10 protein-coding genes are annotated in these 22,464 nt (G+C 61.1%); 3 read left to right on the plus strand and 7 right to left on the minus strand.

Going from position 1 to position 22,464, the window contains the following annotated elements:
- Positions 1-153 precede the first annotated feature (153 nt).
- Positions 154-11,103: a peroxidase family protein gene (locus AC07YV_RS17900; RefSeq protein ID WP_494990335.1), complete on the minus strand. Its 10,950-nt coding sequence runs from the start codon at positions 11,101-11,103 to the stop codon at positions 154-156.
- 599 nt (positions 11,104-11,702) lie between these two features.
- Between AC07YV_RS17900 and AC07YV_RS17905 the strand changes: the two genes are divergently transcribed.
- Positions 11,703-13,211 carry a sensor histidine kinase gene (locus AC07YV_RS17905; RefSeq protein ID WP_102702012.1) on the plus strand — a complete coding sequence of 503 codons (1,509 nt, stop codon included), beginning with the start codon at positions 11,703-11,705 and terminating at the stop codon, positions 13,209-13,211.
- A 45-nt stretch (positions 13,212-13,256) separates the two neighbouring features.
- Here the strand turns inward: AC07YV_RS17905 and AC07YV_RS17910 are convergent, their stop codons facing one another.
- From AC07YV_RS17910 to AC07YV_RS17935, 6 genes are all read right to left on the minus strand, one after another.
- The gene (locus tag AC07YV_RS17910; protein ID WP_102702013.1) at positions 13,257-13,967 is read right to left on the minus strand and encodes a response regulator; all 711 of its coding nucleotides are present in this window, start codon (positions 13,965-13,967) and stop codon (positions 13,257-13,259) included.
- A 460-nt stretch (positions 13,968-14,427) separates the two neighbouring features.
- Positions 14,428-15,261 (minus strand): class I SAM-dependent methyltransferase, encoded by an 834-nt coding sequence (locus AC07YV_RS17915; protein WP_102702014.1) that lies wholly within the window; start codon positions 15,259-15,261, stop codon positions 14,428-14,430.
- Positions 15,255-16,412, minus strand: a complete 1,158-nt coding sequence (locus tag AC07YV_RS17920; RefSeq protein ID WP_102702015.1) for an acyltransferase family protein — start codon at positions 16,410-16,412, stop codon at positions 15,255-15,257. The genes AC07YV_RS17915 and AC07YV_RS17920 overlap by 7 nt, the downstream gene beginning before the upstream one ends.
- The gene (locus tag AC07YV_RS17925; RefSeq protein ID WP_102702016.1) at positions 16,409-17,293 is read right to left on the minus strand and encodes a class I SAM-dependent methyltransferase; all 885 of its coding nucleotides are present in this window, start codon (positions 17,291-17,293) and stop codon (positions 16,409-16,411) included. Before AC07YV_RS17925 ends, AC07YV_RS17920 begins: the two co-directional genes overlap by 4 nt.
- Positions 17,290-18,585: a glycosyltransferase gene (locus tag AC07YV_RS17930; protein ID WP_102702017.1), complete on the minus strand. Its 1,296-nt coding sequence runs from the start codon at positions 18,583-18,585 to the stop codon at positions 17,290-17,292. Before AC07YV_RS17930 ends, AC07YV_RS17925 begins: the two co-directional genes overlap by 4 nt.
- Entirely contained in the window at positions 18,579-20,156 is a 1,578-nt protein-coding gene (locus tag AC07YV_RS17935; RefSeq protein WP_494990336.1) for a glycosyltransferase, read from the minus strand. The genes AC07YV_RS17930 and AC07YV_RS17935 overlap by 7 nt, the downstream gene beginning before the upstream one ends.
- A 422-nt stretch (positions 20,157-20,578) precedes the next feature.
- Here AC07YV_RS17935 and AC07YV_RS17940 point away from each other — a divergent pair, with 422 nt between their 5' ends.
- The gene (locus AC07YV_RS17940; RefSeq protein WP_102702019.1) at positions 20,579-21,493 is read left to right on the plus strand and encodes a GDP-mannose 4,6-dehydratase; all 915 of its coding nucleotides are present in this window, start codon (positions 20,579-20,581) and stop codon (positions 21,491-21,493) included.
- Positions 21,490-22,461, plus strand: coding sequence for a GDP-mannose 4,6-dehydratase (gene gmd / locus AC07YV_RS17945; protein ID WP_102702020.1), 972 nt, complete (start codon positions 21,490-21,492; stop codon positions 22,459-22,461). The genes AC07YV_RS17940 and gmd overlap by 4 nt, the downstream gene beginning before the upstream one ends.
- Positions 22,462-22,464 lie beyond the last annotated feature (3 nt).

Raw genomic sequence — 22,464 nt, forward strand, 5'->3', positions numbered from 1 at the left:
GGTCTGGGGATGATTTTTCGTTCCGGGACCATGATTAGTCAATTTTCTATTTATTAATCGAAGTATTACTCCAACTTATAATTAAAAAATGAGAAAGGGAGGGCATCCAGTGCCCTCCCTTTCTCATTCCCTGCAACAGGACTTGTCAGGATCTCAAGAGGCCAGGATGAAGTCCGAGGCCGTAACGGTTGTTGCGTCGGCCACACCTACCAGGGTGATGGAGTCAGCACCGAAGTTGACCAACGTATCCGCACCGAGATCGACGACGTTGACGCTGCTGCCAAAGGTCGCAGCCGTGATGTTCAACGAGGCAATATTGAGCAGATCCTGGCCACCCGCCGCGTCGGTATCGAAGCCGATGATCCGGTCGTTGCCGAAGGCCGCTCCGAACACGAAGACATCGTCGCCAGCGCTGGCATTCATCGTGTCGTTGCCGGCACCACCCGTCATAGCGTCGTTGCCGGCACCGCCATCGAGGATGTCGTTGCCTGCACCGGCCAGCAAGGTGTCGCCGCCGTCGCCGCCGATGAGGGTGTCATTACCCACCCCGCCGGTGATGACGTTGTTCGACGCGTTGCCGGTGCCGACGAAGTTGCCGACGCCGGTGAAGATCATGTGCTCGACGTTGGCACCCAGGGTGTAGCTGTTGAGTGTCGTCTGTACAGAGTCCTCACCCTCGCCGGCCGTCTCGACCAACTGGTCTCCGCTCGAATTGACGTGGAAGGTGTCGTTGCCGACGCCACCGACCATCCGGTCATTGCCCGCACCACCAATGGTGAAGTCGTTGCCGGATCCACCGAGCAAGGTGTCGTTGCCGTCACCGCCGCTGAGGGTGTCATTACCCACCCCGGCGGTGATGATGTTGGCCAGCTCGTTGCCGTTGCCGGTGAAGTTGCCGGTTCCGGTGAAGATCATGTGCTCGACGTTGGCACCCAGCGTGTAGCTGTTGAGTGTCGTCTGTACGGAGTCCGCACCCTCACCTGCCACCTCGGTCACCAGGTCCCCGATTGAATCGACGCGGAAGGTGTCGTTGCCGACGCCACCGACCATCCGGTCATTGCCCGCACCGCCCATGATGAAGTCGTTGCCGGCTCCACCGAGCAAGGTGTCGTTGCCGTCACCGCCGTTGAGGGTGTCATTCCCCACCCCGCCGGTGATGACGTTGTTCAGCGCGTTGCCGATACCGACGAAGTTGCCGGTTCCGGTGAAGAGCATGTGCTCGACATTGGCACCCAGCGCGTAGCTGTTCAGCGTCGTTAGTACGGAGTCCGCTCCCCCACCCGCCGCCTCGGTCACCAGGTCCCCGGCCGAGTCGACGCGGAAGGTATCATTGCCGGCTCCGCCGACCATTGCGTCATTACCCGCACCGCCAGTGAGGACGTCGTTACCGACACCACCGATCAACGTGTCGTTGCCGTCACCGCCGTTGAGGATGTCATTACCCACCCCACCGGTGATGACGTTGTTCAACGCGTTGCCGTTGCCGGTGAAGTTGGCGGCTCCGAGGTAGATCAGATGCTCGACATTGGTGCCCAGAGTGTAACTGCCCAGCGTGGTCTGTACCGAATCCTGACCCTCGCCCGTCAACTCGGTCACCACATCCCCGACTGAATCGACGCGGTAGGTATCGTTGCCGGTTCCACCCGCCATCTGGTCATTGCCCGTACCGCCATTGAGGAAGTCGTTGCCCGCGTCGCCATTGAGGATGTCGTTGCCGCCCAAGGCGTTCAGGATGTCGTTGCCAGCACCTCCGCTGGCCACGTCGTCGCCCGCCGTGCCGGTCCATAGGTCGACACCGGCGGTACCGACAAACACATCACTGACCACTGTGGTTGCAGCCGAGGTGACTCGTTCAAGTGTGCCGAGGTCATCGGTGTAACTGGCGACGACACGCAGTTGCTGGCCGACTTGTGCCTGGTCGGGCGTGAAGGTCGTGCCCGTCGCGCCGGCGATGTCGGTAAAGATCGCGCCGCTCCCCACCTGCCACTGATGGGCAATCACCGAGGTCGTGGTCCCGTTGGCGTCGGTGAACGCATCCGTAGCGGTGAGTACCGAGCCTTTCGCCGGGGTCGTATCGCTGATCAGCACCGTGCCAACCGGCAGGACATTGACGGTGCCGGTACCGGCCGCCGAGATCGGGGCGGTCGGCGCCGAGAACACCTCCTCCAGCACGCCATTGGCGTCCTTGTAGACCGCCCTGACGCGCAGAGCCAGCCCGGCTGCCACGACGAGTTCCGGGATAGCCGGTACGGCGCCAATGAGGGTCGCCGGTGGTGGGACCCTGAGTTCCGAGCCCACCGTGACGGTCGTGCCCTCCGCGCGCGCGACCTCGCCGGCGGCAAAGAAGGTGATGTCTTCGAAGACACCCGAGCCCGGACGCGCTTCAAACTGCCAGAAGAAACTGATGGGCCCGGTGATCGCGCCGCCGGTCGCGGTATTGTTGGCATCGGTGATGTCTGCCGCCGATACCGTCAGCCGCTGGCCGACGGCGGGCGTGGGATCGTCGATCCTCAGCGAACCGACTGGCGCCGCGTTCAAACCGCCGAGCACGAGCGCCTGATCGGAGAACTGCAACCGCTCGATATGGCTGAGGGTGTCGGTCCCGTCCCTGCCAGCGACACTGTCGGTGACCGTAAAGGTGCCGTTGACGTTTTCCACCACGGTGTAATCCGCCAGATTGCCGGAGAACAGCGCCGTGTCGAAGTCGGGACCGGTCGCGGTCAGGATTTCGCGCACGATCTGGAGCTGGCCAGGGTTATAGGTGCCGTTCACCATGAGCGGAACCAGGGGCGTCAGGCTGTCGAAGGTAGCGATTTGCGGCCCGGTGCCATCGATGTTCTGCCGCACGCTGATGCGCACGTTGAGCCACTTGTCGCCGTCAATCAGGTCGTCGCCGCCGCGGCCCTGGATGATGTCGCTGCCGGCGCCACCCAGGAGGATGTTGCCCCCGTCGAACTTGTCGTCGGCCGTGCCGGCGATGCCATCCGCGCCGTTTCCTGCGCTGCCGACCAGATCCCGCAGGCCGCTGATGAGGTCGAAGTTGGTGAGCACGCTGCCCTTGGCGCCAGCGACGGCGAGCAAGTCGGCAGTGGAGTCATCGCCGCTGAGGAAGTCGGCATGGGCCGATCCCGACAGCCCTTCCACCAGGTCCAGCCGGGCAAGGATCGACGCGTTGGAACCGGGCACCGCCGGTTGATCGAAGAAGCGCAGCCTGGAGTTGAGGTCCATGGTCACGCCGCTCGGATCATCCTTGTAGGTCGCCCAGTCGTACCCGGAGAACCCGATGAAACGGTCCGCCTCGCTGGGGCTGCCGACCATGATGTCATCGCCGCCCTCCCCGTCGAAGTTGTCCGGTCCGCCATCGCCCAGGAAGACGTCGTTGCCATTGATCGGATCGTTGCCGAAGGGGTCGAAGTTGTCACCGGCAACGCCATCGGCGGATCCGCCCTGGATCCAGTCATCGCCTTCGCCGCCGCGCGCGAACTCGTTCGCCTTGCTGCCGAGGATGAAGTCGTTGCCCAGGCCACCGCTGGAGTCGGCTGCGTCTTCGCCGGTGATGATGAAGTCCTGGCCGGCCTGGCCGAGGATCAGGTTGAGGCCGTTGCCGCCCTGGATGACGTCGTTGCCGTCCTCGCCGTGGATGACGTCGTCGCCCCCCATGTCGGTGATGATGTCGTCACCGGTACCGCCAAAGAGTTGGTCGTTGCCGTAGCCGCCATCGATCCGGTCGTTACCGGCATCGCCGTAGACCGTGTCGTCGTCCGAGTCACCGGCAATGAGGATGTCGTTGCCGGCCGTACCGCCCAGCACCACCGTATCGGCGCCGGTGTAGTGCAGGTAGTTGGTGTCCGGACCCGTCGTGGCGGGATTGTCGCGGATCACCAGCGGCGTGAGGAAGTCAGTGCGCGGTGAGCCGATCGGGTGGTCCGACGGACCAAATGGATCGGCATTGGCCGGCAGATCGTCGGCGGTGCCGACAATGCCGTCGGGTCCGGCAATCACACTGGGGTTGTACTGGTTTGCCTGGTTGACCTCCAGAATGTAGGCCGGCGTCAGGAAGACCCTGGCCGAAAGGTGTGTGGCATCGGTATTGGCCATCACCAGCGAGGCGAACGTGTTGTTCTCAAGCTCGGCGCCAAAGTCCATCGAGGCGGTGCGCTCCAGATAGTAGAAGCGGTCACCGTCCTGGAGTTTCTCCATCTGGTTCTCGAAGACGAAGTTGAAGGTCGAGCCGAGCATGCCGCCAAAGGGCATCTTCTCCTCGGCCAGCCCGCCAACCCAGAAGTCGACCGCATCCAGGCCGGTGATGGTCACATCGTCTGCCGTGTGCAAAACGCCGTCGGTACCCGCGGTGCTGGTCCAGGCGCCGGTGCTGTTGAGGAAGTCCAGACGATCGGCCGGCGCACCCGCACCGCCGAGCACCAGCAGCGAGGCCGCCGCGCGCTTGTCCGCCAGCGTGAGGGCGTCGGTGATGCTCGAATGCGTGCCGTAGGCGGCGATGAAGTTGATCAGCGATTCCGGGTGCTTTATGTGCTGCACGAAATCAGCCCAGCTCGTGTAGGGCTTGAGCTCAGCGTCGCCGGTGGGCCCATAGAACTCCCGCCGCGCCGCGTTGAGGGACGGAACGCCGGTATCGCGGCCACGCGCCAGGTTGATGGCGGGCAGATCGAGCGGCAGGCCCAGCAGGTTGTTGCGCAGGGCTTCGGTGACGAACTCATCGATCTCGTTGCCGACCTGGCGGGTCACGCCACGCACGATGGCACCGGCCGCCTCTTCCGGAGTGGGGCCGCTGCCCGCGAACTCGAGCGGGTTGAGGAAGGCCTGAATCAGCCCGATATCGCTCGAGGCAAAGTTCGGATCAAGCCGGTCGACCTGCTCCAGCAGCATCGAGTGCCCGAAGCGATAGACGGTGTGTGCGAACTCGGCAACGATGCTCGGATCGATCGCGGTGTCGTACACCTGGCCCGGGGCGAAGAAGGGATCGACCATCGGCTGGATGGTCCGCGCGAACTCCTCGAACACCAGGTGCTGGTACTGCATCTCGGTACCGAACTTCGCCGTCTGGAACAGGCGCTCGCCGTTCCAGTCCAGGGTCGAGGTGTCGGCGGGAACGGCAGTGACGGGCGTCAGCAGCCACTCGTTGAGGAACGACACATCGCCGCTTGCCGCTGTCGCCAGGACCACCTCCTTGGTGTGATCGACCAGGCGGTTGTGCTCATGGTGGAAGATCGAGTGGACGGTGGTCAGGCCGATGTTCTCGTTGACCCGGCCGTCGCCGGCGATGTAGTGCGCGTCCAGCAGTTCGTTGTCGTAGAAGCCCGGCGCAGGCGTACCGCCAACGACATTGTCGGCATCGGGCAGGAGTGCCGCGCCGGTCTGGTCGTCCACCGGAACGGCGGTGTGCGCTATGTCGTTGAGGAAGGCATGGCCAGTGCGCGCGGCGTTGGCCAGGCTGATGGGCGCCGCCGGATTGCCTTCAACGAGCACATCGTCGGCCGTGCCGGCAATGCCGTCCGGGCCCAACATCACCACCTGCGGAAAACCGTTCGGCCCCTTGATGAAATTGCCGTAGGCGTCGGTCGCCAGCAGCGGCACGTTGTCGAAATCGGCATCGGTGAGATTGATCCCGAGCAGATCATGGGCTTGCGCCTTGACCACCTTCCAGGTGGCCATGCCGCCGATCTCGACGTCATCAGCGGTGCCGAAATGCCCATCGGCGCCCAGATCACGATTGGTGATCAACTTGCCGGTGGCCACCGGATCGCCCGCGGCGTTGAGCTCATAGGCACGCAGGAACACCTGGTGCGAAGGATGCGAGCTGTAGGTCTGGTTCTGGTCGACAAACGGCGAGGTGGTGTTGGTGTTTTCGTGGATGTCGTCGGCCGTGCCCAGGAGGCCATCGGGGCCGGGCTGATTGGTGGCGCGCGTCAGCACCATGAAGTTGGTCGGGCTACCGGGCACGAACAGTGGGTCATCCGGCTGCAGCGGGATGAACACGGTGCCCGAGCCGCCCTTGGTGACGAGGTCCAGGCCATGGTCGAAGAACTGGCCGAAGAAGGTCATCCATTGGTTGAAGGGCGCGGTCAGGGCCGCGTCGGGACTCACGTTCGGGTCGAAGAAGGTCTGGAACGTGCTGCCGTCGGTGCGGGTTCCGGTCACCACCTGCGCGCCGGCCTTGAGGACATCGTCAACCGTGCCGAGGATGCCATCCAGGCCGGGGTCGAAGGTGGCCGCGACCGCTGCCGGGTTGTTGGCGGTCTGGTCGACGATCAGGTTGCTGATGGTGCGCGGTTGCGAGTCGATCACCAGGCCGCTGGTCTGGGTATAACTCGTGCCGGCGTCGGCCGGGCGGAAGTCCGGCGTGGTCAGGCGCGGGAATACGTTATCGGCGGCACCGTACTCGGGATGGAGCAGGTTGTTTTCCGTCCCTTCGACCGTGCGCAAACCGTAGGGCACGCGTATGTTCGGCAGCAGAGAAACCAGGTTCTCACCGGCCGCGTGGTGTTCGGCTATCTTGATCTGGTCAAGGATGAACGACAGGTCCGATTGCGTGTAACGCACACCGTTGCTGGGGGCACTGGTCTGCGGATCGATCAGCGAAGGCGCCGGTGCGGGGGTTGGCGCCGCGGCCACTACTGCCGTAGTCGGTGCCGAGAATACCTGCTCGGTCACGCCATGATCGTCCGCATAAATGCCTTTGACGCGCACTGCCAGACCGGCAAGATCCGACGTCACCGTGAGCGTGGGCGCGTCCGCTCGGGTAAATCCGATACCGATGCGGCCTGGCCCGAGGATGATGTCTTCGAACACGCCCGAACCCGGTGTCGCTTCAAACTGCCATATGTAACTGATGGAGTTGTGGATCGCTCCGCCGGCGTTGTCGGCATCGGAGATACCTGCCGCCGACACGGTCAGCGTCTGGCCAACGGTCGGCGCGGTGTTGTCCACCGTCAGCGCGCCCACCGGCTCAGCGTTGAGCCCGGGCACGAGGACCATGGACTGATCGGAGAACTGCAGCCGTTCGATGTGGGTGAGACGGTCGGTTTCTTCCTTGCCGACATTGTCGGTCACGCTGACGATGTCGTCGCTGAAATCGAGCGCAGTGCCGTTATCGTTGACGGAGACGGTGTAGTTCGCCAGCGGGCCCATGAAGTTGACGGTGTCGAAGCCACCCACGCCCGGCAGGATCTCCCGCACGGCGACGAGCTGCCCCGGATTGTAGGTACCGTTCAACATCAGCGGGATCATCGGCGTCATGCTGTCGAAGCTGGCGATCTCCGGCCCCGTGCCATCCAGATTCTGATGCACGCTGATGCGCACGTTGAGCCACTTGTCGCCGTCGATGAGGTCGCTGCCGCCACGGCCTTCGATGATGTCGCTGCCATCGCCGCCGAGGATGATGTTGCCCGCACCGAACTGATCGTCGGCCGTGCCCCCGATACCGTCGCCTCCGAAACCGGCGCTGCCGACAAAGTCCCGCAGACCGCTGACGAGGTCGAAGTTGGTGAGGATGCTGCCCCTGGCCGTGATGTTGGCGATGATGGCGGCGTTTTGTTCATCGCCGCGCAGGAAGTCAGAGAAGGCCGAGCCCGACAGGCCCTCCACTTCCGCGAACCGGTCATAGACCGCATCGGGCGATTGCCCCACTGCACCCACGATATCGCCGGCAGCATTGGGCACCGCGTGGTAGGGACTGAAGAAGGGAACAACCATGTCGACGGTCACGCCGTACTTGTCATTCTTGTAGGTGGTCCAGTCGAACCCGGACATGCCGTCCATCTTGTCCTGGGCATCACTGGCGACAAAGGTGTCGTCACCGCCTTCACCGATCATTTCATCGAATCCGCCGGTGCCGATGAAGATGTCGTTGCCGGGTACATCGTCGGTCAGAGTCGGGCTCATGTTATCGCCGGGCGCACCGTCCTGGGTGCCGCCTTCGATCCAGTCGTCGCCTTCGTTGCCGGTCGGCGCGAGGTTGACCTTGGCGCCGAGGATGAAATCGTCGCCCGCGCCGGCGAAGGTCATCGTGATGTCTTCGGTGGTGATGATGAAGTCTTTGCCAGCGCCGCCGAAGACCAGGTTGTTGAGGCCGAGGGTCGAGTTGCCGGCCTGGATGACGTCGTTGCCGTCCTCGCCGCGCAGGGTGTCGCTGCCGCCGATGTCGGTGATGATGTCGTCGCCGGCACCGCCAAAGACGTTGTCGTTGCCGTAGCCACCGTCGAGCCGATCGTTGCCGGCATCGCCATAGACCGTGTCGTCGTCCGAGTCACCGGCAATGAGAATGTCGTTGCCGGCCGTGCCGCCCAGCACGACCGTGTCGCCGCCGGTGTAGTGCAGGTAGTTGGTATCCGGGCCCACTGTGTCGGGGTTGTCGCGGATCACCAGTGGTGTGAAATGGTCGATCCGTGGTGAGCCGATCGGGTGGTCCGACGGGCCAAAGGGATCGGCGTTGGCGGGCAGATCGTCGGCCGTACCAACGATGCCGTCCGGACCGGCCACCACACTCGGGTTGAATTGCTGCGTCTGGTCGACCTCCAGGGTGAAGGCCGGTGTCTGGAATATGTTGGCCGCCAGGTGTGTGGCGTTGCTGTTGAGCATCACCAGATTGGAGAACGAATTGTTCTCCAGTTCAGTGCCGAAGTTGAGTCCAGCGGTGCGGGCCAGATAGTACAGGCGGTCGCCGTTCTGCAGGTTTTCCAACTGGGTTTCGAAGACGAAGTTGAAGCTCGAACCCAGCAGGCCGCCAAAGGGCATTTTCTCTTCGGCCAGGCCACCGATCCAGAAGTCGATGGCGTCCAGGCCGGTGGTGGTCACGTCGTCTGCGGTGTGCAGAATGCCGTCCGCACCGGCGTTGCTGGCCCAGACACCGGTACTGTTCAGGAAGTCCAGGCGATCGGCCGGGGCCGTGGCGCTGCCGAGCACCAGGTCCGCCGCCGCGGCGCGCTTGTCCGCCAGCGTCGTGGCGCCAGTGATGGTTGAGTGCGTACCGTAGGCGGCGAAGAAGTTGATCAGCGATTCCGGGTGTTTCATGTGCTGCACGAAATCGGCCCAGCTCGTGTAGGGGGTCAACTGGCTGTCGCCGGTCATGTGGTAGAACTCGCGCCGCGCCGCGTTCAGCGACGGGATGCCGGTTTCGCGGCCGCGCGCCAGGTTGAGGGCGGCAAGGTCGAGCGGCAGGCCGACCAGGTTGTTGCGCAGAGCGTCAGTGACAAACTCGTCGATCTCGTTGCCGACCTGCCGTGTGACACCGCGCACGATGGCGCCAGCCGCCTCCTCCGGCGTGGGGCCGCTTGCAGCAAACGCAAGAGGGTTGAGGAAGGCCGCGATCAGGCCGGTCTGTTGATTGCCCGGGTCAACCGGATTGCCGTCACCGACGACATTGAAGTTGGGGTCGAAACGATCGACCGTCTCCAGCAGCATCGAATGGCCGAAGCGAAAGACCGTGTGCGCGAACTCGGCGACGATCGCCGGATTGACCGTGGTGTCGTTGCCCATAGGGGCCAGGAACACGTCCACTTGTGGCTGGATGGTCCGCGCGAACTCCTCGAACACCAGGTGCTGGTACTGCATCTCGGTGCCGAACTTGGCGGCCTGGAACAACCGCTCGCCGTTCCAGTGCAGGCCCGCGATGTCGGCCGGCGTCACCGGCAGCGCTGTCAGTTGGGCGTCAGGCAGCAGCCACTTGTTCAGGAAGTCGAGGTCGGCGGAAGCCAGCACCGTCTCCTTGGTTTGCTCAACCAGCCGATTGTGCTCGCTGTGGAAGATGGAGTGCACCGTGGTCAGGCCGATGTTCTCGTTAACGCGGCCATCACCGGCGATGTAGTGCTTGTCGAGCAGCTCGTTGTCGTAGGTGCCGGGTGCTTGCGGACCGCCAATGACGGTGTCCGCGTCAGGCGTCAGGCCGCCGGTAGGGTCGGCGCTGTGGGCGATGTCGATGAGGAATTGGTGGCCGGTGCGAACAGCGTTCGTCAGGCTGATCGGCGCGGCCCGGTTCCCCTCGACGAGCACGTCATCGGCGGTGCCGGCGATGCCGTCCAGGCCCTTCATCACGACCTGGGGGAGACCGTTGGGCCCCTTGATGAAGTTGCCGTAGGCATCGGTCGCCAGCAGCGGTACGTCGAACACGTCCGCATCGGTCAAGTTGATGCCGAGCAAATCACGGGCCTGGGCCTTGACGACTGCCCAGGTGGCCATGCCGCCGATTTCGACGTCGTCCGCAGTGCCGAAATGCCCATCGACGCCCAGGTCACGATTGGTGATCAGTTTGCCGGTGGCGACCGGATCGCCGACGGCGTTGAGTTCATAGGCGCGCAGGAACACCTGGTGCGACGGATGCGAGCTGTAGGTCTGGTTCTGGTCGACAAATGGCGAGGTGGTGTTGCTCTGCTCGTGGATGTCATCGGCGGTGCCCAGGATGCCGTCGGGGCCGGGCAGATTGGTGGCGCGCGTCAGCACCATGAAGTTGGTCGGGCTGCCCGGCACGAAAAGCGGGTCATCCGGCTGCAACGGAATGAAGACGGTGCCGCTGCCACCCTTGGTCACGAGGTCAAGGCCATGGTCGAAGAACTGGCCAAAGAACGTCATCCACTGGTTGAACGGCGCGGTCAGGCCCGCGTCCGGCGTAATGTTGGGGATCTGGAAGACGGAAACGTCGTCGGCGGTGCCGAACAGGCCATCCAGACCGGGACTGGTGACGACCTGTGAATCCGGATTGGCCGCGGCGGCCGCGACCGCCGCCGGATTGTTGGCGGTCTGGTCCACAATCAGGTTGCTGATGGTGCGCGGCTGCGAGTCGAAGACGGCACCGCTGGTCTGCAGGTAGGAAGTCGGCGTGGTTCCGCCAGGGTCGGCTGGCCCGAAGAAGCCGACCGGCTGGACCTGCGCGGTATTGAACACCGGCGTCGTCATGCGCGGGAAGAAGTTGTCGGCGGCACCGAACTGGATATCGGCCAGGTTGTTGTAGATGCCGGAGACGGTGCGCAGGCCGAAGGGGACTTCTACGTTTGGCAGCATATCAATCAGGCTCTCGCCTGCCGCATGCCGTTCGGAGATGAAGATTTGTTCGAGAATGAACTCGAGATCGGACTTGATGAAACTGGCCATGGCTGTTTCCTCGATGCTTGGCAATCAGGAAACCACACGCATAAAACACCGCTGTAAACGCGTGGTTTAGTGCTGAACCCCATAAACGGAAAATCGAAAATTGCACGACGGGACCTGGTCTCACGACCGCACCGAACCCTTGCCCGATTGCGTGCAATCAGCAGTGCTCGATTGAGGATTGATTCCCCGTGACAACCGTATCTACAGGCGGGTATTGCGCCTCAAGGAGGCGACGGCCCATGAACGCAGGTTGAATAGAAGGTGTAACTTGCGAATGGCCCCGTCACGTATCGGGGCTCTGCAGCTTCCTCAACAAGCCTTTTATCCATGAGAAAACTGGCATCGACTACGAATTGACTAGTATGTATTGGAGAGTGGTTGCACACGCCTGATGGAGGCGTCAGGACGTCATTAAAACCATAGGTTTGGTTCTGATTGAGTGGAGCACTATGGGTAATACCCCCCGGCTGTTGTTGCCGGAAGTAGCGATTACCCAGTCTGTTTGAGAATCTTTTTAAAACACTCATCGCGCCTCCCGCCCTCAACCTCAAACACCAGTTTTGCACTCCCTTGAAAATGAGTATTGAGGGGCTACCCGGATGTGTACAGAGACGAAGGCCCAGCCAAATTCCGAGACCTTGGTCAACGAATCCGATCAGACCTTGGTCGAATCGGACATCGGCCTAAAGTCCCATGACGCAGGGCCCGGGAGACCGGGCACCCGTGCGAAATTGCGCCATTTAAGCCGCTCAACCCAGTTCGTAATCTGCGCCACAATCATTCTGGGTTTGACCATGACGTTCGTTGGCAACCTCGTCAGCCAGAGCATCGAAGATGCAACGGTTCAAACGGCGGCCGAGACGGGCGCGCGTTATATGCAGAACTTTCTCGAACCTTTCGTCCAGGGATTAACCACGGCAAAGGAACTCCCCGATGAAACCATTCAGACCATTGACCACCTGCTGTCCAGCACCTCGCTCAGTACACATGTTGTCTCAGTGAAGATCTGGTTGCCAGACGGCACCATTGTCTACAGCACCGACAAATCCACGGTGAAAAAAACCTTTCCGACAGAGGAGATCTCACAGGCGCTGACCGGCAAGATCCATACAGAGTTCGACAATGATCTTGAAGGTTATACGGTGGATGATATTGAGGATGCCTTTGAGCGAAGTCTGAATATTCCGTTCTATGAAATATTTGCTCCACTGCGCGAAGCGGGTACTGGAAAGATTATTGCGGTGGGTGAGTTCTACGAAACTGCGCAGGCGTTACAGCGCGAAATCAATAACGTTCGCAAGAAAGTCTGGGCGATTGTTGGAACAGCAACGACCGCCATGATTTTACTGTTGTTTTTTATCGTTCGGCGTGGCGACAAGATAATAAAGCAGCATGAAACAGCTCTTAAATGGCGAATGGATGAGCAAACCAGGTTGCACTCAAATAATGCCGCCCTTCAACGCAAAGTCACTACAGCCAATCGCGAATTCTCCAGAATCAATGAACTCACTCTGCGGCGGATCGGGGCGGATCTGCATGATGGTCCTGCCCAGTTGTTGGCACTTATTCTCCTTCGCCTTGAAGAACTCGAAGATTCGGAAGGCGCCTCGGATGTAGAAGCCCTGGAAATGATCAGGCGTGCGGGCAAGGATGCTTTAAACGAAGTGCGGGAAATATCACTCGGCCTGGCACTTCCGGAAGTCAATGACCTGACCCTCCACGATGCGCTGGTATTGCTGGCCGAGCGGCACGAAGAGCGAACCGAGACGCGAGTCGATCTGCAGCTTGATACGCTTGCGGACGATGTACCGATAGCGCTTAAAATTGGTATTTACCGCTTCGCCCAGGAAGCGTTGAACAATGCCTATGTTCACGCCGGGGGAAAAGGCCAAAAACTCAGCGCCTGGCACTCTGAAGGACTGCTGGAAGTGCAAGTCGAGGATGCGGGAGTGGGTATTTCAACCGAGAAACCGAGTGTATCAGGTCGAGGTAGAACGCATCTGGGCCTTGTCGGCATGCGCTATCGCGTCGAATCCCTCGGCGGCGTATTCACCATTGAATCGGCTCCCCATGCCGGAACCAAAGCCAGGGCGCAGTTCAAGATCTGATACCCCGTACCAGATTGATCGTTGCGCCCAAGTCACCCCAAGCGCTCATGGCTCGTTATTCGGTTTCCCGTTGTCATTCCAGTCGCGGCGTTGAAGAGCACCACACAGGCTGGATATATGGTCACTCTCCCAATGCCGTATCACGGCAGCCACCGCCTGCGTCCGGTTACGAACCCGCAGCTTGTACATGACATTCGTCATGTAGTGCTTGATGGTCTTCTCGCAGAGTTCAAGTTTGATAGCCACCTCGCGGTTGGTCAGGCCCTTCGATACCTCCCGGATAACCTGTTCTTCGCGATGGGTCAGCTCGACCTTTTGCTTGTCACCCGCGTGCTTTCTGATATTGCTTAACAGCCTGCTGGCAAGTTTAGGGGTAATGAAGGTTTCCCCCCCGGCAACATTTCTGATGGCCTGCACAAGCTCAAGACCGCTGATGCCTTTCAACGCATAGCCCTGCGCGCCCGCTTCGAGGGCGCAATAGGCGTCCTCGATGGACTCGGATACCGTCAGCATCAATATTTTAACGGCCGGTGAAGACGCCGAGATCGCTCGCACGGCAGCAAAGCTGTCGCCCGGCATATTGACATCCATCAGCAAAACATCCGGAGCAAAACGCGCGGCAATTTCCATGGCATCATCGGCAGACCCGCCCTGCTCGACCACCTGAAAGTCAGCTATTTTCTTCAGCGCCATAGTGACCCCATCCCTTAACAGCGGGTGATCGTCAACAATGCCAATCTTGATCATGGGACTCATAAGTAGCGCCTCATGAGAGGCGATGGAGTTGAATGGTGGTGTCGCACGTTTCATTTTTCACCCCTCGCGTCCGGCCGAACCCGGCAAGCCCTGCCGTCTCCATGATGTCCGGGACGACAGCTGTTGCGGGTGCCTGGGGGTGGTGCAACAAATGAGCCATTGCCATGGGGTGAAGAAAAAGCTCAGATTAATGAACAGGATGTTTCTGAATGTTTCAGGCGAGAGAAAGCGTTAGGGGGGAATATTCCTCAAGTTCGGTGGTAACCGCCCGGTTGGTTGGGTGTAATGCCCCATTTATGGAGAGAGTGGCGGCCCTGTTGCACCGGTCGCTTTTGCCAGGGTCTGCTTGCCCTCGCAGCCTGGCGGACGTTGCTGATCCGGCTGGATGCAATGCTGCGGGACGGCACCCATGGTGGTGCCGAACGGCCTGCTGCAGACCGTCACTCCCACAGTGGGTCAATCAGGGTTTACGCGCAATGATTACCTGGCTCTTGGCTACCACGGCATCCAGCGCCTGCTTGATCTGTGTACCCCGTGGCGAGGCCAGGATCGCCTGCCAGGTGTCCGCCCAGTGGTTGAGCAACGGATGGTCCGGGTTGCTGAAGTCGACCTTGGCTTCCCAGAACAGCAGCATCCACATTGACCAGTAGAATCCATACTGGCTGTGGCTGATCACTTCCAGGCCGGCATCGCTGACCATGGCCTTGAACTGCTCTTCGCTGATGATGCGAATGTGGTTGGGCTTCTGGAAATACTCCGCCGCCGCGATGTCTTTCTGCAGGTCTTCGGAGCTGGGGTGCGGGACGCTCAGCAGGTACAGCGCGCCCGGTTTACCGACGCGCACCAGTTCCGCGAGGAACTGGGCCGGATCGTCCACGTGCTCGATGACCTCGGTCGACACCACCCGCGTGGCGGTCGCATCGGCAATCGGCAGCGGGTTGCAATCGGTGACGTGGCATTCGACGTCGCGGGCCGGTGTATCGCTCAGGCGCTGGCGGGTCGCTTCGACCTTGGCCGCGTCGATATCGGCGATGATGATCTTCGCCCCGCGCATTCCGCAGAAATGTACGTTGCCGCCGTCGCCACAGCCCACATCCAGCAGTGTGTCCTCGGGGGTCACCGGGAAACCGCTGAACAGTTCGCCGGTCTGCTGATTGAACCACCCGCTGAGCATCGCATCGTGCAGGCCGAGCATGTAGGGGTCGACCTTCTCCGCCACGGGGGGCGCAGGCGCAATCTCTGGCTGCACAGGCGCGGGCGTGCCCGCCGTGAGTTTCTTCAAAAGGCTCAGCATGAGGTGGCTCCAGAGGATGAGACGGCTGTTCGGGAGGTGCCCAGGCGTTTGACCAGCGAGGCGCCGCGGTTGCGCATGGGCATTTCAATGAAGCGATAGTTGAGTTCGCTCAGCAGCACGATCAGGCCGCCAGCCATCAGCAACATCAGGATCGGATGGCCAGCCGGACTGGGCAGCCCGGCAGCCTGTAAACGGAAAATGAATTCACGCACCAGCAAGTAGGCCGGGATATGGATCAAATAAATCCCGTAGGAACGGCTGCCGATCCACGTCATCAGGTGCTTGAACACGCCGCGCGGCAACAGGTAATCGCGGTTGTAGGAAGCGATCCAGACCAGCACTGCGCACAGCACCGCGATCACACCGATCCGGTAATGGGTGAAGGTAAAGCGATCCGTGGCCATGAAGCCGAGCAGCAGCGACACCGCGATCAGTGCGGCGACACCCGCCCATGGACGACGCAGGAATGTGGGCTCCCAGCGCAGGTACGACGGTTGCGTACTCCACATCGCCAACAGCACGCCAAGGGCCAGCGCATCGGTGCGCACCACCATCAGGATCGGCGTGCGCAAGGTGAACAACTGCACCGCAACCAGCGCCAGCAAAAGCCACGCAAGGTGTTTGCGAAACAACACGATCATCAGCGGGAACAGCAGGTAGAACTGCTCTTCCAGCGACAGGCTCCAGTACACGAAACTGGTGCCGTACTCGTAGCGATAGAAACTGTCGGCAAAGCGGAAATTGGCGTACTGCGCGACGCCGGCCAGGGTCGCCTGAAGGTTCGCGTGCAGGGTGCCGAAGGCGCCAGAGCGGTTGAGAAAAAGACACGCCAGCAACATCAGCGCCAGCCACAACCAGGCCGACGGCAGCAATCGAAAGGCCCGGCGCAACCAGAAATTGCGCGTCTGTTGCCAATACTCCTGGTGCGTTGTGCAGCGGCGCATGGCCGGGATCAGGCTGCGGGCAATCACGAAGCCCGAGATCGCGAAAAACAGGTCCACGCCCCACCACGGCTGGCTGTACAGAGTGATGGCCTGCAGCAAGGGCACAGCCGCCGCGAACAGACTGTCCTGCAGGTGGTGAAACAGTACGCCAAGCACCGCAATGCCACGCAACAACTCGATGTCCATGATCCGCTTTTCGTTGCTCATGCGCCCTCCTGGACATGAGGTTTTCGAGCAATGATCACCTGGCTCTTGGGCATGAACCGGTCCAGCATCTGCTTGATCGCCAACCCGTCGGGCTGGGCCAGCAAGTCCTGCCAGGTTTTCGCCCAGCTCTCCATCAGCGGCGGGTACGGCGCCTGGATCCGGTCGCGAACCGCCCCCCCCAGGTCGCGTCCGGCGGCCCGTTCACTGGCCCAGAAAAAAATCATGCCCATGACCCAGAAAAAACCGGTGGCCTGGCGATGCTCAATGACCAGGCCCGCGTCCTCCACCAGCGCGGCGAACCGCTCGGGGGTGAAAATCTGTACATGATTGGGCGATTGAAAGTAGCTGGCCGGGGCGATGCCTTTCTGCAAATGCTCGCCCACCGGCGACGGTACGCTCAGCAGGTACTGCGCGCCGGGGCGGCCCATGCGCACCAGTTCGGCCATGAAGGGTTCCGGCTGGTCGATATGCTCGAGCACTTCCATGCACACGACTTTGCTCGCGCAACCATCGGCCAGCGGTAGCGGCAGGCTGTTGCTGACCAGCCCGAGATTCGCCTTATCCGACTGCGCTTGCACTTGCCGCGCCAGGTCGCGGACCTTGTCGTGTTCACTGTCGGTGAAGATCACCGAAGCGCCCTGGCGGATCGCAAACAAGGTCGCTACGCCTTCGCCGCAACCGACATCCAGCAAGGTGTCGTCGGCGGTGATGGCAAACCCTTTGAGCAGTTCGCCGCTGTCGCCCGAAAACCAGCCATCATGCATGGCATCGTGCAAGCCCACCTCTCTTGGCGACACGCGGGATTGCTCGACCGGCAAGGGTGCAGGCTGCGGCTCGGGTTTCGTCTCCGAAAAGAAACGTCTGACCAGTGCGCGAATCATGCCTCGGGGGTTTCCACGGAGCGGTGCTCGAACAGGTGCTCGAAAAATGCCTCAAGCCGCTGTTCGGCAGTGGCCTGGCTGCAGAATTTCCTGAGGCTGGCTACTGCGTGCGCGGACATCTGTGCATAACGCTCGGGATCATCCTTGGCCACGTCATAGCTTGATTGGTAAGCCCTGCACAACGACGCCCAATTGGTGACATGGCGCAGGGTACGAAACGCCCTGCGCGGGTCATGTGGCCAGGCCGTCAGCTCATCGGTGGAGTCAATCAGGAATGCATTTTCGGCATCCAGATAATCGATCATCGCCGTGGTCCGTGGTGCCACCGCCGGTTTGCCACAGGACATGAACTCCATCAGCGGAAGACATTGGCCTTCGCCGTAGGACGTGTTGACCACGTAACTCGTGGCTTGCACCAGCTGCTCATAGTCGGCGTCAGCCAGATAGCCGTAAACAAGCACGACCCGGCAGCGGTAAGACTGGTTTTTGTACAAGTGGTGAAGGATATCAGTCAGTGCTTCTTCGGCATCGTGGTGCGTCAATTTGAGCACCAGCGTTGCATCGTCCACCTCGCGAAACGTCACGCAAAAGGCACTGAGCATGTCTTCCCAATTCTTGCGCCCGTCACCGGGGTTGAACACCGAGGTGTAAATCACGCCGTCGAGGACCAATTCGTGTTCACTCGGCGGGGCCTGAAAATCAATACCCACGCCTTCGCGAGTGGCCACGGGGCCGAAGGCGCGCAAGTCGAGTTCGCGGCTGTCTGCGAGCAACCCCTTGAGCGTCAACCGCACCTGACTGGCCAAGGGCTGACACTTCAAATGGGCGCCACGCTCGGAAAACCGGTCCCATACCGGGGCCGGTACCGCGATGATCGGATAGTCGGCGCCCATCGCCTCGCGTACCGCATTCACGGTGTAGTTGGAATGTGTAATCGCCGCACCCGCTGCGCGCAATACCGTGCGCCAGTCATTGAGCGGGTCACCGGCAAAGGGTTCGTTGGGGATGGTGCTGAATTCCCACGCGAACACCGGCAGCGTCGGGCAGGTGAAATTGACCGGCGTACGATGAGGCGGTGAGAACGACAGGAACACGCACGCTTCACCACGGGACAAGGCGTCCCTGTACAAGGCATCGACTTCGGTCTGCGGGTCGCTGACTTCTACCACTCGCCCCAGCCGCTCCAGCACAGGTCGGTACTCCTTGAGCACGAAGTAATAGCTGTACTCCGAACGGCCAAGGTTCCGGGCAATGGTGTGCTGGTTGGTTTCCGAATGAATGATGATCAGCATGGGGCGTTATCCGTCACGGTTGCTGTCGGCAAAGCCTGGGGTACCAGCCCGAAAAAATCCGCCATGCGTTTCTGCACCGGGGCGAAAGCGCAGTAATCGTGCATGCGCTCGACGGCGGCGAGGGACATGCGCTGATACTCCCGCGGTTGTTCCTTGGCCAGACGGTAACTGTTTTCGTAAGCGCTTTTCAGCGAACCCCAATCCGGCCGGTAACGCAGGGTGCGGTAGATGATGCGAGTGTCCTGCGGCCAGATGGTCAGTTCTTCGCTGGACTTGACCACAAACGCCACACGCTCATCGATGTAGTCCTCCATGGCCGTGTGATCCGGGGCAATCACCGGTTTGCCGCTGGCCATGAACTCCATCAGCGGCAGGCACAGCCCTTCGCAGCGCGAGGCATTGACATAGTAACTGGCGGCTTCGTACAGCCGGGCGTATTGCGGGTCGTCCAGGTAGCCGTGCATGACCACCACCCGACAGGCGAACGGCGAAAGCTGGGCAAGCAACGTCATCAGTTCGTCGTGGTAGGACGACAGATCACTTTGGGTAATCTTCAGCACCAGCGTCGCGTCAGACGTTTCGCGGAACGCCCAGCAGAATGCGGTGATCAGTTGATGCCAGTTCTTGCGCCCGTCACGCGGGTTGAACACGGTGACGTACACCACACCGTCAACCTGTGTTTCGACCTGGGCGGTGGTGTCCGGCCACTTCCGCGGTTCTGGCTCGGGTACTGCAATAGTCTGCGGGCCGGCAATGGCCGGCAACCAGTCAGCGAGACGCTTATGGGCGGCTTCCGAGAACAAGTCGCGAATCCCTTCCCAATACCACTGGCTTAGAAAATGTGTGCGATGCACCGGGATTGGCAGCGATTTGCCTTTGTCCAGGCGCCACATATGCAGGTAATGGCGAGCAATCACAAAGCGCCGCTTGAGCGTCAGCGGCGGTGGCTTCAATGCCTCAAGCTCAGCCTCGAGCGCCGCCAGTTCCTCGGCGGTCGGCACGACGGGAATCAGTGCATCGGCGTTCAGCCCGAGTGTGCGCGTATCGAAGATGCAACCCTTGATGTCCAGGGTCGAGCCGGCGCTGATCGGGACGCTGGTGTGGCGACTACGAATGTCGGCGAAGTTTTCCCACAACGGTGTCGGCAGCACCAGCACCGGGAAATCTTCGCCCATGGCCCGACGAATCGCCCGGGCGGTATGACTGGAAAGCGTGATCACCCGGCCCTGGCGCGCGAGCATTTGTGTCCAGTCCTGGCGCGGGTCGTTATCCCATTGCTCATCGGGAATCGAATCAAACTCCCAGGCCACCACGCAGATCGTCGGGCACTCAAGGTCGTTCGGGGTTTTCTGCGGTGGCGTAAACGACAGGAACAGACTGTCCTCGCCAGCGGCCAATAATTTTTTGTAGAGCGGATCGACCTCGGCGGTGGAGGACACCACATGCACTCGCCCAAGGCTTTCGAGCACAGGGCGATATGCCTTGAGCACGAAGTAGTAACTGTATTCGGGACGACCGAGGCTCTGGCTGATGGAGCTGTCGTTGATGTCCGAGTAAAGAATGAAATTCATGGCATCCCACGGTGACGCCGCCATCCCGGCAGCCTCACGCTATGACGGGGAGGACAGGGTTCAAGCCCGTGTTTACCGGCGCCTGCCCATCATCTTCCTGCCCGTCTACGTTCTTGTTTTAGTCGTCAGTTTCTCGCAGTTTCGAAGCGACGCTGCCGAACCCCGGGTAATCGTGACGAGGGGCATTCTAAACACATCCATCGAGGGTTCGTGAACCGCCTGGCGAGAATAATTCAGGCTACGCTGAGGAGAACTGATCAGTCACGATTGGACCTGTTGAAATTGCCGAGCAAATGGCACAGATTGGCTACCAAACAACTACAACAAACATTTCACCCGCCATTCGAACGATCATGTCGCTCGCAAGTTTTTCCATGGAGCCTGTGGAAAATGGATGAAATGCATGACCAAGGGGTCGCTGTTTGAAAAAACGTCTGTTTGTCACGGGTCTGAGCGGATTCGTAGGACAACACATCCAATCGCGTTTGCAGGCTGATACCTCGGAATGGGAGTTGCTGCCTGTTCCCGACCGCTACGATCTTGCCGCGCCGGACAGCCTTGAAGGCTTGTGGCCGCAAATGCCCGATGCGGTGATTCACCTGGCCGGCCAGACGTTCGTCCCGCAGGCCTTTCGTGATCCGGCCGGCACCCTGAACATCAATCTGCTGGGCACCCTGAACCTGCTGCAAGCCCTCAAGGCGCGCGGGTTCACCGGTACGTTTCTGTACGTCAGCTCCGGTGATGTCTATGGCCAGGTCGCTGAAGAGCATCTGCCCATCACTGAATTGCAGCCCCCCTGCCCGCGCAATCCCTACGCCGTGAGCAAACTGTCGGCCGAGTTCCTGAGTCTGCAGTGGGGCCTGAGCGAAGGTTGGCCCGTACTGGTCGCCCGCCCGTTCAACCATATCGGCAGCGGGCAGAAGGACAGCTTCGTCATCGCCAGCGCCGCCCGTCAGATCTGCCGGATCAAGCAAGGCCTGCAAGCGCCACAATTGGAGGTCGGGGACATCGACGTCACGCGCGACTTCCTCGATGTCGCGGACGTGGTCTCGGCCTACCTGGCCTTGCTGGAAAAAGGCACACCGGGGCAGGTCTACAACATTTGCTCGGGACGCGAGCAGAGCATTCGCAGTCTGATCGAACAATTGGCAGATCTTGCCCAGGTCGACCTGCAACTGGTCCAGGACCCTGCGCGACTTCGCCGCGCGGATCAGCGTCGGGTGTGTGGCAGCCCTGACAGACTGGCCCAGACCACCGGATGGAAGTCTGAAATCACAACACAACAATCCCTGCGGGCGATCCTGTCCGACTGGGAGAAGCGAGTACGACAAGAATGACTAAAAGTGCATTGATCACAGGTATCACCGGCCAGGATGGCGCCTATCTGGCCAAATTGCTGCTCGACAAGGGTTACAAGGTCCACGGCCTGGTCGCGCGCCGCAGCAGCGACTCGCGCTGGCGTCTGCGTGAGATGGGGGTCGAGTCGGACATCGTCTACCTGGATGGCGACATGGCCGATGCCTGTTCAGTGCAGCGCGCGGTGATCAAGTCGGCGCCGGACGAGGTCTACAACCTCGCCGCGCAAAGCTTTGTCGCGGCCTCCTGGGATCAACCGGTGACCACCGGCATCGTCGACGGCCTGGGCGTTACCCACCTGCTCGAAGCGATCCGCCAGTTCAGTCCGCACACGCGTTTCTATCAGGCGTCCACCAGCGAAATGTTCGGCCTGATCCAGGCCGAGCAGCAGGACGAGAACACGCCGTTCTATCCGCGCAGCCCTTATGGCGTGGCCAAGCTGTATGGCCACTGGATTACCGTGAACTACCGCGAAAGCTTCAACCTGCACGCCAGCAGCGGGATTCTGTTCAACCATGAATCACCGCTGCGCGGCATCGAGTTCGTGACACGCAAAGTCACCGACGCCGCCGCCCGGATCAAACAGGGCAAACAGCAGGAACTGCGCCTGGGCAACATCGACGCCAAGCGCGACTGGGGTTTTGCCGGCGACTACGTCGAAGCCATGTGGCTGATGCTGCAACAGGACAAACCCGACGACTTCGTGGTGGCCACCGGCGTGACCACCACCGTGCGCGAGATGTGCCGGATCGCCTTCGATCATGTGGGCCTGAACTACCGCGACTACGTGAAGATCGACCCGGCGTTCTTCCGCCCGGCCGAAGTCGAAGTGCTGCTCGGGAACCCGGCCAAGGCCCAGCGTGTGCTGGGCTGGAAACCAAAAACCGACCTGGATGCCTTGATCCGCATGATGATGGATGCGGACATGAAACGCGTTGCCAAGGAGTAGGCC

The organism is Pseudomonas sp. GW456-E7 (assembly GCF_059424105.1).

Coding starts and splice junctions, on each gene's coding strand:
- AC07YV_RS17935 (WP_494990336.1), bottom strand. CDS start 20,156: ATGAATTTCATTCTTTACTCGGACATCAACGACAGCTCCATCAGCCAG.
- AC07YV_RS17900 (WP_494990335.1), bottom strand. CDS start 11,103: ATGGCCAGTTTCATCAAGTCCGATCTCGAGTTCATTCTCGAACAAATC.
- AC07YV_RS17910 (WP_102702013.1), bottom strand. CDS start 13,967: ATGAGTCCCATGATCAAGATTGGCATTGTTGACGATCACCCGCTGTTA.
- AC07YV_RS17930 (WP_102702017.1), bottom strand. CDS start 18,585: ATGCTGATCATCATTCATTCGGAAACCAACCAGCACACCATTGCCCGG.
- AC07YV_RS17905 (WP_102702012.1), top strand. CDS start 11,703: ATGTGTACAGAGACGAAGGCCCAGCCAAATTCCGAGACCTTGGTCAAC.
- AC07YV_RS17925 (WP_102702016.1), bottom strand. CDS start 17,293: ATGATTCGCGCACTGGTCAGACGTTTCTTTTCGGAGACGAAACCCGAG.
- AC07YV_RS17920 (WP_102702015.1), bottom strand. CDS start 16,412: ATGAGCAACGAAAAGCGGATCATGGACATCGAGTTGTTGCGTGGCATT.
- AC07YV_RS17915 (WP_102702014.1), bottom strand. CDS start 15,261: ATGCTGAGCCTTTTGAAGAAACTCACGGCGGGCACGCCCGCGCCTGTG.
- gmd (WP_102702020.1), top strand. CDS start 21,490: ATGACTAAAAGTGCATTGATCACAGGTATCACCGGCCAGGATGGCGCC.